Origin of the sequence: Paenibacillus sp. FSL K6-2859 (assembly GCF_038008265.1) — a bacterium.
In the GTDB taxonomy this organism is placed as follows: domain Bacteria; phylum Bacillota; class Bacilli; order Paenibacillales; family Paenibacillaceae; genus Paenibacillus_AQ; species Paenibacillus_AQ nitricinens.
In genome coordinates this window covers 4,172,755-4,186,849 of sequence record NZ_JBBOYU010000001.1, presented here as the reverse complement: position 1 = coordinate 4,186,849, position 14,095 = coordinate 4,172,755, and the positions used below count along the sequence as shown (strand labels likewise).

The window sequence follows — 14,095 nt, the reverse complement described above, 5'->3', positions numbered from 1 at the left end:
TTAATGTAACATGGTATGAATTGGAATGCCTAGTGTGCTATGCTTTGGTTTGTAGTAAGGATCCTCTGGAAGCGAGTAAATACCGCCCGATGAACGGATAGGAGGAAAATATGTATCATATTCTAGTAGTCGATGATCAACAAGCTGAAATCGATGCGATTGAATGGCTTATTCAGAAGCATGCTCTACCTTTTTCTGTTGCTCAGGCCAACGATGGGGAAGTAGCGCTGGAATATATAAGGGGCCATCATGTAGATCTATTATTCACGGATATTCGCATGCCTTTCATGGACGGTCTAGAGTTAATCAAGCAGGCAAAGATTGTCATTCCGGACCTTAAGGTGCTTATTTACAGTGCTTACGGGGAATTTGAATATGCACAAAAAGCGATTCAACTTGGAACGGTTAGTTATATGTTGAAGCCGATCGATGTGAAGGAATTCCTCAAAGTATTCCAATCCATAATCTCTATACTAGATGACGAACGACTTCAGAGAGAGAAGGACGAGTTGCTGATCAAGGGCTTTCATAAAGGAGTGGCGTATGAGAAAGAAAAGCTCCTGTTTGATCTCATTCAAGGTCGTGAGAGTGACGTCCATTACGAGGAACGGGCAGCTTTTGCTGGCTTAAATCATCTGGAAAATAAGCGGATGTATTTAATTATGATTGGATTGCAAAGTCACTTTTTTGATCAACATCATACAGAAGCGTTTGAATTTCTTCAATCGACTAGTAAACATGAGATTCTTTTATTACATATCAATGAATACCAAAGCATCCTGCTCGTCGTTATTGATCCCGCTTCAAAGAACAGTGCTAACGGGCAAGAGCTTATAAATTATGGAGAAAAGGTTAAAGAATGGCTGGAGACTCGCTTTGATCGGCGATGTTTAATTATTGTCGGTAGTCCGGTAGATAAGCTAGAGGGGCTTCATGACGAGTTCACCCAAATGGAAGAGTTAATGAATTTTCGGTTTTTTATGGATAGAAGTGTCGTTTGTTCCAAAGATGCCGAAAGCATTCATGACCAGATAGACGACGAATCGTTAGAGCTTATGCTTAAGGAGATTTATACTTCCATTGCACGAAATGAATATCGTACACTCGAGCATCAAATAGAGTATCTCATTGCGGGTATGAGAAATAGTAAGCGCTTTAGTTCTATGTATGCCAAACTTTTATTTACAGAAATATTGAAAAAAGTAGTAGAGCTTCAAGGCAAAAAAAGCAGCAGTTTACTAAAGGAAGGTTTGGAGCGAATCGCACTTTGCAATTCAATTGCTGAGTTGAGGCAAGTCATTTTATCTGTTTTTCAGGAGCATTTGCTGCAAATTAAAACAAATACAGATGATCAAAGCCGCAAAGTAATTGAAGATGTACAGATGCTCATCCAGATGGAGTACGGAAATGATATTGGGGTTGACTATTTAGCGAATCGCGTCTTTTTATCGCCAAGTTATTTAAGTTTCCTCTTTAAAAAAAGTACAGGTCAAAGCCTAATCAAATATATTACAGCTGTACGTATGGAGCGAGCGAAGGAGCTACTGCGAGATTCAACGATTAAAGTTGTTGATATTGCCAGTACAGTTGGATTTGCGAATACTTCCTATTTTAATTTAATGTTTAAGCAGCATAACGGCCTGACTCCTATTCAATATCGGGAGGGTGGCGGAAGAAGATGAGTCTGCTCAAATTTATTCGTAATATCCGCCTGCGTCAGAAATTATTGCTTTCATATGTGATTGTTATCTTCCTGCCAACGATTGTACTGGGCTTGTATGCCTATCAAAGTTCCAAAGCTTCATTGAAAAGCCAGGTTCAGCAAAGCGCGGATAACGAGGCGAGGAAGCTGGCGTTAGAAATTAGTTACCGTCTTCAGAGACAGGATGTATCCATGAAATCGATTGTATTTCATCCTGCGCTTCTTGATTTGATGAGTAATCCAGATCAGGATTTGTACGCTCAATTTAAGACGTTGAATGATAAAATTGAACCTATTTTTTTTAATTTAATGTATATGGTTGGGGATATGACTGAGATTATGTTGTATTCTGAGAATCGGCAATCCGAATTAGGAAACTTCATTACGCCTTCTTCAGCAGTTAAGGATAAGGATTGGTATGAAGCGACAAAGAGCAGCGAGTCAACGAAGTGGTGGTTCGAGGATGGAGAATTGTTTGCCACTCGAGTGATTCGCGATATCGATCTTCAAATCGTGAGCGCTGAACTTTACGTCCGGTTTGATTACAATAAAATCTTCGGTGATTTCATTGGCAAGATGAATGAAGGTAGGGGCATCATTATTACCGATCAAAAGAATCAGTCGGTGTTAACAGAGCATGCCCCGCAGATGGATGATGTTCAGCTTCAATCCCTTTCAAGGAGTGGTACTTCAAAAGCAAGCTTAGGTGGCGAATCCTACCTTGTTATAAACAAAGATATTCCGCAAACCGATTGGGTCCTGCATTATTTGGTTTCCGATGATCAATACAATACAGGCATTCGCAATATTTTAAGCGCCACGGGTATCATTGTACTCATCTGTATGGTTTTCCTCAGTATCATAATCTTCTTGTTCTCAGAGACGCTGTTAAGAGGAATCGAGAAATTAAATACCAAAATGAAGATGGTGGAAGATGGTGATCTTACGGTTGTTGTATCCACGAATTCCAAAGATGAAATCGGGCAGCTTACTGATCGTTTCGGTTCTATGCTTAAACAAATTAATCAACTCATTTCGGAAGTATATCAAACAAAAGTCACGCAAAAGTCAGCTGAACTCAAAGCGCTGCAAGCTCAGATCAATCCCCACTTTCTATATAATTCTTTATCTTTAATTAATTCCAAAGCGCTGCGAATCGATGCTCAAGAAATTAGTGACTTGGTAAATAACCTTTCTAGTTATTACAGAACGACTTTAAATAAAGGGAAGCAGATTATTGCGATTCAAGATGAATGGACCAACGTTCAAGCATACATACATATTCAATTAGCTATGCACAATTCAAGATTTGACGTAGAATTTGATGCCGACGACAAGGTATTTCAATTTGAAATGATTCATTTGATTTTACAGCCGATTGTTGAAAATGCGATTATGCATGGCATCGATCTGAAGAGGGAGGGGCGAGGTAAACTCATCCTGCGGGCAAGTCTCGACGGTGAGGATATTGTTTTTGTCGTGGAGGATAATGGTGTCGGTATGGAGCCGTATATGATCGCGCGTATTCTTGAACATGAAAGTTCCGGCTATGGGATTAAAAATGTGCAAGAAAGATTACAGCTCTTATTTGGATCTGAGTACGGGATCAATATTCATAGTCAACCTGGAATTGGCACTTCCGTTATCGTACGCATACCGCAGTATCGTCACATAAGAGAAGAAGATTCATGATCGCATAAACGCCTTTGGCGTCCTTATTAGGACGCCAAAGGCGTTTCTTCTTATTTACAATCGAAATCTGTTAGATTTCAAAAAATACTCTTATATAGCAAGAATTCAATTGAGATTATAATGCATAATGTGAGCGCTTTAATTGTGTTCTAACATTAATTAAAGTATGAAAGGATGGTTGATCTATGTTCAAACGGGCAATGTATACAATGATCTGTTTCATGATTCTAGTAAGTACATTTTTCCAGGGCAATGCGCCTAGTGTCTATGCTGACAGCAGCAACCTGGATGTGTGGGTGGTAAATGCATTGAAGTCCTTATATAGGACCAGCACGATCCCTGCAAATCCTGACAACAGCATTGATCTTGTTTCAGCCAAAAACGAATACGAAAGTGAGCAAATTGCTGTCAGAGGTGCAAGCGATTTTAAGATTACAGGAATTGAATTTTCCGATCTTGTATCTCCTGGAAATACGATCTCAAACAGCAACTTAAGCTATCATTTTGAAGAATACGTGCTTGAGGATACCGTGCAGCCCAATCAATATCGACCGGATTTAGTAGGCACGCAAATCTACCCCTTATCGGAGATTCCCGACCCTCTTTCGAACGATACCTCTATAAATGTGGCGGCAAATTCAACTCAGCCCATCTTAATAACGAATTATGTCCCTGCCGATGCTGTTCCGGGCCTCTATTCCGGTATAGTTACGATGAAAACGACGTTGGGCGATTATCAAGTACCTATTAACGTTGAAGTTGCTAACGCTGCAATCCCTCCAACCTCTGAGGCTAATTTCGTTAATTATCAATGGTCGATGACGAATGGTTTTATGATTGGAGGTAATCCACCTGAGATTGTAGATGATCCTTTAACGCAATCTAGTTATGACGTTGGCGAGAACTATTATGGAGTAGATACGTATAGCGATGAGTGGTTTGACCTTATGGATAATTTCGCCAAAACTATGACCGACTATCGCCAGAACATGATTTGGGTTCGTACAGACTTATTATTAAACGAAAAGGGTACCAAGATGGTGTCTTTTAAAGACGGGATACCGGAGAATATCGATTGGTCATTGTTCGATAGATATGTTCAAACCTTTATGGATAGAGGAATTACTCATTTTGCGAACATTCACTTGATCCATGCGTTAGAACAAATGCCACAAAATGAGAGACCAAACAATAATAATCCCGAAGATCCGTGGAAAACGTCCATACCCGAATTCGATTCACTACCTGTTACAGATGCTTATCTTACGAACTACTTGACGGCATTGCACGATCATTTAGAGGAAAAGGGTTGGCTTAATGGTTTCACTTGGTATCAGCATACTAAGGACGAACCCAATGGTGCTAGCATTACAAACTATATGACGTATATCGCTAGAAAAATAAAAGAGATCGTTCCGGATTTCAAGACATTGGACGCTGATGCGGCCGGTACGCTAATGAACGAAACCATCAAACCTTATGTGGATGTTTGGGTCCCATTAACACCGGTTTTCGAGGACAAGAAAAGTCTCTATAAAGCGGAGCAGGCGGCAGGTAAAGACTTATGGGTGTATACTTGCGATGCGAATCCGGCTCCGTGGTTGAACAGATTCTGGACGCAGCCCATATTGACTGGCAGACTGTTATTCTGGAATCTTAGTCAAGAAGGTGTACAAGGACACTTACATTGGGGATGGAACGTATGGTATGTCCCTCATTATGGAGATTCTACGATCGTATATCCAGACAAGGAACATATGACGGTTAAGAGCTCACTGCGTTACGAGGCCCAAAGAGACGGACTTGAGGAATACGAACTGATGCACCAACTCAAGCAAACCAATCCTGGGCTTGCAAAACGTATAGTAGATAGCGCTGTTAACCCATCTGATCCGAGAAAATATACCCTGGATAATGAATATATCAGCAAGCTTCATGATTATCTGGTTAAAGCGGCGGCCGGAGAAACATTGGGTGAAATTCCTGTGCCAACTAGTCCCTACGATGGGCAGGATGTACCTATGACTTACATGACCGATAACGCGACCGGTGAGATCACTTTTGATGGTGAATGGTTTGCAAAAAGCCGGAAATACGCTTATATGGGCGGCGTTCAAGGCACGTTAAAAGCGGATGATGAATTGACCTATACTTTTACAGGGGCTGGTATCGATCTTATCGCGGAGAAAAATGAAGGCTCTGGTAAAATTTCCGTATCCATCGACGATTCCGCGCCAGTGATTATAGACCTATATGAAAAAGTTCAACTCGATTCGATATCGGTATACAGCAATCATAACTTGTCAGCAGGCAAGCATACGATCAAGGTAGTGAATCTGGAGAACAAAAACCTATTCGTTGACGGCTTCAGAGTAAGCATGTATGAAGGACAGGAGCTCTATGACGGAACGCTGCAAAGTTTGGACCTGACTAACGCGCCTTCGGTTCTTTTTAATAAAAACAATATTAATTACCAGGCCATTATTCCGAACGATGTAGACGTGATCACGATTACGCCAACGCTTGCGGATGCAAATGGCACCCTAGATATCAACGGGAAACGTTACGGCAGCGGTGAGAGGCTTACATTCAACATCCCTACAGGCAAAAGTAAGATCCTTATTCGCTCTACCGCAAGTGATGGGGAAACCACGAGACTTTATACGTTGAACTTTCTCAAAGGCAATGTAAATCAACCGACCACCAATATTGCGAGAAGTTATTCAGCTATTACAGCAACAGCTGCCAGGGAAGACAGTACCGGCTATGGTGTTTCAAATATGGTTGACGGCAGTTACGGTTCCATGTTTGCGAGTATTAGCGGGTATACGAGCATCGTACCGTTCCCGCATGAGATCAATCTTACTTGGAATCAACAGAAGACCTTTAATACGATTGTCATGGCTACGCCATCAGGGTTATTACAGGGGATAACGGATATTGATGTTGAGGCTACTTCAGATGGAACGAATTGGACCACCATTGCAAAGAGGGTACCGATTCAATGGTTTAGCAGCACAGACGACAACAAGATGGAATACACGTATGCTAATATCCCTACAGTTAATGACGCGCTGAAGCTGAGGATACGGGTCAATGACGCCAACAATACGTATTGGGGAATATATGCTTTATATGAACTTGAGCTTTATAATCTTCCAGATAACGGAGAGATTAACCCTATAGCAGACGGAACGCTGAGTAATTTAATAATCCCTAATGTTCCTTCTTTTAAGTTTGACAATAGCACGACGACCTACCCTGTAATGATTCCTAATGATGTAAGCACCATCACGATTACGCCAACGCTTTCGGACGGAGCGGGTACCTTGCAGGTCAACGGAAAGACTGTCGCCAATAACACAGCGCAGACTTTTGACATTCCATTCGGAAAAAGTGTGATTCATATCAGGTCTACCGCAAGCGACGGGACGACTACAAAGCTCTACACGTTGAATTTTCTCAAAGGAAATGAGGATGGGCTAGGTACCAATATTGCCAGAAGTTATTCTGAGATTACAGCAACGGCAGAACGTGAAGGCGAGGACTATAGTGCCAAGAAAATGGTTGACGGTATTATTTATACCATGTTCGCAAGTTCGCAAGGCTATAATAACGAACATCCGTTTCCGCATGAAATTAATCTTACTTGGGATCAAAAGCAAACCTTTAACACCATCGTCATGGCTACGACATCTGGATTAATCCAGGGTATTTCCAATATCGATGTTCAGGCTTCTACAGACGGAATAAACTTTGAAACCATAGCGCAGGGGGTACCGATCCAATGGAAAAGCAGCAAAGATGACGGCGTTATGGAGCACACCTTTGCTAGTATTCCTGAAGTACGAGATGCTCTAAAACTGAGAATACAGATAAATGATGCGAACTATATGACATGGGGCATGTACGCTATGTATGAGCTTGAGCTCTATAATCTCGCGGAGAACGGAGAAATTGGCGAGAACAGTAACACGATCACAGCGAGCGCGGGGGAAAACGGAACAATCAGTCCGAACGGCGCCGTTGTAGTCAATGAAGGCGATGATCAAACCTTTACCTTCAATCCGAACAATGGATATGAAGTCGATAAGGTGTTGTTAGACGGTACCGCCGTGTCGGTGACCGGAAACGTGTATATGGTTGCTAACATAATCGCCGACCATACGATCAATGTTACGTTTAAGCAAAAGGTGACAGATGGCGAGAACAGTAACACGATCACAGCGAGCGCGGGGGAAAACGGAACAATCAGTCCGAACGGCGCCGTTGTAGTCAATGAAGGCGATGATCAAACCTTTACCTTCAATCCGAACAATGGATATGAAGTCGATAAGGTGTTGTTAGACGGTACCGCTGTGTCGGTGACCGGAAACGTGTATACGGTTGCTAACATAATCGCCGACCATACGATCAATGTTACGTTTAAGCGAAAAGACACGGGTGGCGGGAACATTAACCCTCCGACGAGTGGTGGGAACAGTAGTATCCCATCTACCGGTGGTACAGTCAATGGAAATACCGATGCTCATATCCTTGTAGTAAAAACGGAAGATCTTACTTCTACAGCCTCCAACGGAGTCGTGACGATAGCAGCCAAGGATAAAGAGAAAATTGTACTTCCTGCCAATGCAGCCGAACTGCTCGGACATCATCAATTGGTCATTCAAACGGGTCTATTTACGTTGGAAGTACCCGCTGAATTACTTAAACAGTTGACGGATGAATTGTCCGCAGAAGATAAACGAAACAGTACGATAGAGTTAATCATGACTCTCTTATCCGAATCCGATGCTAACAACCTTCTAGCGATAAGGCAGTCTTCCATGCATGCAAAAATTGAAATTTCCGGCAATGTGATCAATTTTAGCTTATCGATTGTCGGAAAAGATGGTAAAGTGACAAGCTTGAACAGCTTCGATAAACCGATGACGATACGATTCAAAGCGGATCCTTCCTTAAATCCGAAACTGACTGGCATTTACTATTTGGCAGACAACGATACGCTGGAATATGTGCGAGGCACGTTTATTAACGGAGAATGGGTGGCTAATATTCACCATTTCAGTAAATATGCGATGCTCGAATTAAAAAAAATATTTACCGATGTTAAATCCACTCACTGGGCGGCCGATGCGATCGAACAGCTAGCGGCGAAGCAATTTATTGAAGGCACTAGTGCGGCAATGTTCGAGCCAGAGCGTTCTATCACACGGGCCGAATTTACGGCGATGCTTGTCAAAGCGTTGAGCCTGACATCAGTTGGTGAATCGAAATTTACGGATGTATCGAAGGGTGCTTGGTACGAGGGAGCTGTTTCCATGGCGGTCAAAGCAGGCATTGTTAAAGGAATTAGCACAACTTCTTTCAATCCCGATGCTAGAATCAAACGCGAAGAAATGGTCACTATGATGATGCGGGCGTACGTTATCTTGAAAGACGTCAAGTTGAACGGAACAACGGTTTCTTCCTTTACTGACGAATCCGCTGTGGCAGCCTGGGCGCTTGAGTCAGTAAGAGCGGCGGCGGCACTTCAATTAATTAACGGTCGAGAAGAAAATAAATTCGTTCCGAGCGGGATCACTTCCCGTGCAGAAGCAGCAGCTTTGCTCAATAGAGTTATACAGTAGCCGTGTAAACCCCCAATTTCTATATTGGGGGTTTACAAGTAATAATTTTACTTTGATGTGATGCGGAGAACTGAAGGAGGCAACCCGATGAACGATATGGAAATCAAGGAACTTCAGCAAGCAGACGCGCCGGAATTGAAAGAAGGCGTCCACGGTTACAGCAGCGAGACGAATTGGGTGAAGCCGGAAAATCCAATTACGCTGGAAAGATTGGAATGGTTCAAGGATCAGAAATTGGCTTTAATGATGCATTGGGGACCTTATTCGCAGATCGAGGCCGAGTCCTGGATTCTCAGCGATGAAGACGGTGATTGGGCGCGTAAAGATGTCGACTGGACGAGCGACTACGAAGCGATGAAGCGCGAATATTTCGGACTCAACCGCACGTTCAATCCGTTCCGCTTCCAGCCGGAGCTATGGGCGGAAATCGCCGCCGAAGGCGGGTTCAAATATTTGATTTTTACGACAAAGCATCACGACGGATATTGCATGTGGGACACACATACGACGAATTACCGAATTACTGGCTCCGAAACGCCGTTTCATGCACATCACTATGCCGACGTTTGCAAGCATGTATTTGACGCTTTCCGCAGCAAGGGGCTTGCGATCGCCGCATATTTCTCGAAGGCGGATTGGCAGTCGCCATATTACTGGGCGCCAGGAATGGAGCGGGGCAGCCATACGTGGAGAGGGCCTTCGTACTCCCCCGAGGAATATCCGTGGCTATGGGAGCAATTCGTCGATTTCACCCATGAGCAAATCATGGAGCTGATGAGACGTTACGGCCGGATCGATATTTTGTGGCTGGATGCGGGCTGGGTAAAAGATAGTGACCAGGTAAAGCAGGACATTCGGTTGGGCGAGGTCGTCGATCGCGCCCGTCAAACGCAGCCGTGGCTGCTATCCGCTGATCGTACAGTAGGAGGGCCTTACGAAAATTACGTGACGCCGGAGCAAACGATTCCGGAGCGTCCGCTGAACGTGCCGTGGGAAAGCTGCATTACGATCGGCACACAGTGGGCTTACAAATACGATGACCAGTATAAATCGGGAAGAGAGATCGTTCGCATTCTGATGGAAGTCGTATCCAAAGGCGGCAATTTGGCGCTTAACGTAGGTCCTCAGCCCGACGGACGATTGCCGCCTGGGGCGGTTAAGAGTATCAAGGAGTTGGGCGCATGGATGAAGGTTTACGGTGAAGCGGTATACGGCACACGTGTGTGCGGGCCGTATTTTGCCGGTTCCTGCGCGTTCACCTCGAAAGGAACTTCCGTATACTGTACGTACTTGTATGAAAGCGCAGATGAAGCCGTAGCCAAGATCGTTCATATTCCTTATCAGGAGCCCGTTTCATGCATCGAGCTTGTTGGAAGCGATGCTTTGCTGCAGGTTGAGCGTACACCGGAAGGAATCTCGATCACGCTCCCGGATTGCGAATTAAACAGGCAGACTCCAATCGCCCATGTTTTCCGCATGCAGAAGGGTGAGGAGACAAAGTGAACGATAAGATTCTTAGCTATAAGCTATTTTACGATGGGGTCTGTGGGCAATAATGCGAGCGAAGAGGTGAGAAGAAGAAATAGCCGGATGACAAATATATGTTTGAACACCAACCCACGTAAATCGCGGGTTTTTTCCTTTGTCAGCGTATATTCTTGCCAGAAATCATTGTCAAGAATAAGTACCGTTAGCTGATTCTCGAATTAGGCTTACGCTAAGGAAGGGGATTCAGACCATAGGCTGGGGCCAGACTTAATTGGGAAATTATTCTCAAATTTTTATTGCATCTCCTTCTCCTTTTTGCTATATTTGATATTAACAACGTGTTAATATCAAAATGTTACTAACAACTAACTGAATGGTGAAGGTTAGAGTATTTAATGAAAGCGAGGGGATGAAAGTGGATAAAACATGGGGTGGCTGGAATCTGTTTGAAATCGTCTGGCTAGTTTTGTTTACCTCTATTGCTATTGCGTTTACGGTTATATCTAAAGATTCCTTATTCGGTTTTACAGTCTTTATCACCGGGGTGCTATGTGTGGTGCTCGCGGCGAAAGGAAACCTGATGAGTTATGTTTTCGGAATGTACAATACCGTCGGTTACGCATACTTGGCTTATATAAACGGTTTGTTTGGAGAGGTCATGCTGAATTTGTTATTCTTTGTTCCTATGAATGTCGTTGGCTTCTATATGTGGAAAAACAACCGCCAAGACGGCAAACTATCCATGCGACAGATGGATCTTAAGGGGCTCTTCCTTGTTGGAGCGGTCTGCGTAATAGGCTGCCTGTTACTGGGAATCGGGCTATCGTTCATCCCAGGGCAGAACTCGCCTTATATAGATGCTATTACAACGGTATTATCCATTGTGGCTACTTTTTTAATGGTCAGAAGATTTAAGGAACAATGGCTGGTCTATATTGTTTTGAATATGTTTACGGTGCTGTTGTGGGTAATTCGGATGCTGGAAGGCAGTGGCGAGGGGTTGCTGATGATCGTCATGTGGAGTGCGTATCTGGTTAACGCTGCATACGGCTATTACAATTGGAATAAAGGGGCTAAGGAGGTGTCGGCATGAAGAGGCTTGGATTAACGCTGGGGAAGTTTGCCCCGTTGCATAAAGGACATCAATTCATGATCGAGACGGCGTTGCAAGAGGTAGAAGAATTGATTGTGGTAATCTACGAAACGACGGTGACTCCGATTCCGCTTCATATCCGGGCGAACTGGATCCGCAAGCTCTATCCAATGGTCCGGGTAATCGAAGCTTGGGACGGTCCAGACGGATATTCGAACGATCGGAAGCATGAGATTCGAGAGGAGAAGTATATTCTGGGGCTGCTGAAGGGCGAGCAAGTGACGCATTTTTATTCTAGTGAGTTTTACGGTGAGCATATGAGTGTCGCATTAGGCGCGGTGGATCGGCGGGTGGATGAAGCCCGTGAGCAGGTGCCGATTTCGGCCACGATGGTACGTGCCGACCCTTATAAATACCGCAGATTTATAAGTGATGTAGTGTATAGGGGGTTAATCACGAAAGTGGTTTTTGTGGGAGCGATGTCCACTGGCAAATCTACAATCACTGAAGCGCTGGCGCGGCGGTATCGCACAACCTTTGCGAGTGAATATGGGCGTGATTACTGGACCGAGCATCAAGAAGATCGTAGAATCAGCCTAGAAGCGTTCGATGAGATCGCTTTAGGCCATATCGAACGTGAGGAGCAGGCGCTGCTGGAAGCTAACCGATATCTCTTTGTCGATACCAATGCAATTACCACATATATGTTTGCCTTGGATTACCACGGCCGGGCTCCTGAGTGCTTATCCCGGATCGCATTAGAAAACGCGCAGCGCTACGATCTATTTTTCTTGTGTGACGATGATATTCCTTATGAGGATACATGGGACCGTAGCGGGGACCAGAAGCGGCATATTTTTCATAAGCAAATCATTGCGGATTTGAAAGAGCGGCGGATTCCCTATATCGTGTTGCGAGGAAACCTAGAGGAACGAATGCACAAAGTAAGTGAGGTCTTGACAAAGTTTGAGCCCTACCAGAACTATTTCGGAGAGTTACACGGCTAGGATAAAGAACAAAGGAGGCAAGGACACATGAATTTGTTGGATCGCGATGGACTTACGGAACAGCAATTTCTCGAGCAGTACCGTGCCGGGGATTTCGAGCGGCCTTCGGTGGCAGCGGACATGGTCATTTTCACCGTTACGAACACGGAGGCTGACAGCTACCGTAAGCTTCCGGAAAAAGAGCTGCGAATTCTGCTCATTCGTCGGGGAGGTCACCCGTTCTTGGGCAATTGGGCACTTCCAGGCGGCTTCGTCCGGCCGGACGAGACCACGGAGCAAGCGGCGGTGAGGGAGCTGCATGAAGAAACCGGCGTGGATGACGTATATTTAGAGCAGTTATACACCTTCAGCGATGTTGGAAGGGACCCTCGTACCTGGGTAATGAGCTGCAGCTACATGGCCTTAATCAACAGTGATCAGGTACAGCTGAAAGCAGGAGATGACGCTGACCTAGCTGCCTGGTTCAAGGTAACCTATCGGCTTCTGCGCGAGCGCAAAGAGATTATTGAGGATGGGTATGTGAAAACGAAGGAATACGAGCTCAAGCTAAGCAGCGATGAAGAAGAGTTTACGGCAGTTGTGGGTCGGACGATGACATCAAAGTCGGCCTCTACGTCAACCGCATACTCCATTGTATCAAATGACGGATTGGCTTTTGATCATGCAAAGATTATAGCTTGCGCTATTGAGAGACTGCGGGGAAAAGTGAATTATACCGATCTTGCGCTAAACTTGATGCCGGATCTCTTCACTTTGACGGATCTGCAGCAGGTTTATGAGGTGATCTTAGACAAAGAGCTGCTGAAAGCCGCATTCCGGCGTAAAGTAGCGGATCTCGTAGCGGAGACCGATCATTATACTGAAAATGCGGGACACCGTCCTTCCCGCTTGTATCGAAGAAATATGGAGGAATATCAATGATTTATAATATCGAGCAGTTAAGAAAAGCTTATATCGCGGGCAAAACGTTCAAGTTTGTGTTCTTCTGGGGCCATACACCGCCAAAGCACGACGGTGTCGACAAAAGCTGCTTCAGCCAATGGTGGATGAGTCCTTTCTTGGTAGAGGGGATGGAGTATTCCTGTGTCGAGCAGTTTATGATGGCCGAGAAAGCAAGACTGTTTGGAGATGACGAAATGTTGGACGCGATCCTTAAAGCAAAGCATCCCAAGGAGATGAAAGCTTACGGACGTGCAGTAAGAAACTTCGAAAATGACACTTGGGATAAAGAATGCTATAACATTGTCAAAAGAGGAAATATAGCCAAATTTTCGCAGAATCCGAAGCTTGGGGAATATCTCAAGTCAACGAAAAACCGTATTCTCGTCGAAGCTAGCCCACAGGATCGCATCTGGGGAATAGGTATGAGCCAGTCCAATCCGGATGCGGAGAATCCCGTGAAATGGAGGGGGAGGAACTTACTTGGATTCGTGCTGACCGAAGTGAGGGACGAATTGCTGCGAGATTAACTTCTACCGGAATT

The 14,095-nt window shown here is 44.5% G+C and carries 8 protein-coding genes; all 8 read left to right on the top strand.

Going from position 1 to position 14,095, the window contains the following annotated elements; genetic code table 11:
• Positions 1-110 precede the first annotated feature (110 nt).
• The 8 genes from MHB64_RS18670 (at position 111) to MHB64_RS18635 (ending at position 14,081) form a co-directional block, all read left to right on the top strand.
• Positions 111-1,682, top strand: a complete 1,572-nt coding sequence (locus MHB64_RS18670) for a response regulator transcription factor (protein ID WP_341135134.1) — start codon at positions 111-113, stop codon at positions 1,680-1,682.
• Complete coding sequence (locus MHB64_RS18665; RefSeq protein WP_341135133.1) at positions 1,679-3,394, top strand: cache domain-containing sensor histidine kinase; 1,716 nt, start codon at positions 1,679-1,681, stop codon at positions 3,392-3,394. Before MHB64_RS18670 ends, MHB64_RS18665 begins: the two co-directional genes overlap by 4 nt.
• 185 nt (positions 3,395-3,579) lie before the next feature.
• Positions 3,580-9,024 carry a glycoside hydrolase domain-containing protein gene (locus tag MHB64_RS18660; RefSeq protein ID WP_341135132.1) on the top strand — a complete coding sequence of 1,815 codons (5,445 nt, stop codon included), beginning with the start codon at positions 3,580-3,582 and terminating at the stop codon, positions 9,022-9,024.
• A gap of 87 nt (positions 9,025-9,111) precedes the next feature.
• Positions 9,112-10,527, top strand: coding sequence for an alpha-L-fucosidase (locus MHB64_RS18655; protein WP_341135131.1), 1,416 nt, complete (start codon positions 9,112-9,114; stop codon positions 10,525-10,527).
• Between the two features lie 400 nt (positions 10,528-10,927).
• On the top strand, positions 10,928-11,605 hold the full coding sequence (pnuC, locus tag MHB64_RS18650) for a nicotinamide riboside transporter PnuC (RefSeq protein WP_341135130.1): 678 nt from the start codon (positions 10,928-10,930) through the stop codon (positions 11,603-11,605).
• A complete protein-coding gene (locus MHB64_RS18645; RefSeq protein WP_341135129.1) occupies positions 11,602-12,612 on the top strand; it encodes an AAA family ATPase in 1,011 nt (336 codons plus the stop codon). The genes pnuC and MHB64_RS18645 overlap by 4 nt, the downstream gene beginning before the upstream one ends.
• Positions 12,613-12,639: 27 nt before the next feature.
• A complete protein-coding gene (locus MHB64_RS18640; protein WP_341135128.1) occupies positions 12,640-13,533 on the top strand; it encodes an NUDIX hydrolase in 894 nt (297 codons plus the stop codon).
• Positions 13,530-14,081 carry an NADAR family protein gene (locus MHB64_RS18635; RefSeq protein ID WP_094872995.1) on the top strand — a complete coding sequence of 184 codons (552 nt, stop codon included), beginning with the start codon at positions 13,530-13,532 and terminating at the stop codon, positions 14,079-14,081. Before MHB64_RS18640 ends, MHB64_RS18635 begins: the two co-directional genes overlap by 4 nt.
• Positions 14,082-14,095: the final 14 nt, after the last annotated feature.

Coding starts and splice junctions, on each gene's coding strand:
- MHB64_RS18670 (WP_341135134.1), top strand. CDS start 111: ATGTATCATATTCTAGTAGTCGATGATCAACAAGCTGAAATCGATGCG.
- MHB64_RS18665 (WP_341135133.1), top strand. CDS start 1,679: ATGAGTCTGCTCAAATTTATTCGTAATATCCGCCTGCGTCAGAAATTA.
- MHB64_RS18660 (WP_341135132.1), top strand. CDS start 3,580: ATGTTCAAACGGGCAATGTATACAATGATCTGTTTCATGATTCTAGTA.
- MHB64_RS18655 (WP_341135131.1), top strand. CDS start 9,112: ATGAACGATATGGAAATCAAGGAACTTCAGCAAGCAGACGCGCCGGAA.
- MHB64_RS18645 (WP_341135129.1), top strand. CDS start 11,602: ATGAAGAGGCTTGGATTAACGCTGGGGAAGTTTGCCCCGTTGCATAAA.
- MHB64_RS18640 (WP_341135128.1), top strand. CDS start 12,640: ATGAATTTGTTGGATCGCGATGGACTTACGGAACAGCAATTTCTCGAG.
- MHB64_RS18635 (WP_094872995.1), top strand. CDS start 13,530: ATGATTTATAATATCGAGCAGTTAAGAAAAGCTTATATCGCGGGCAAA.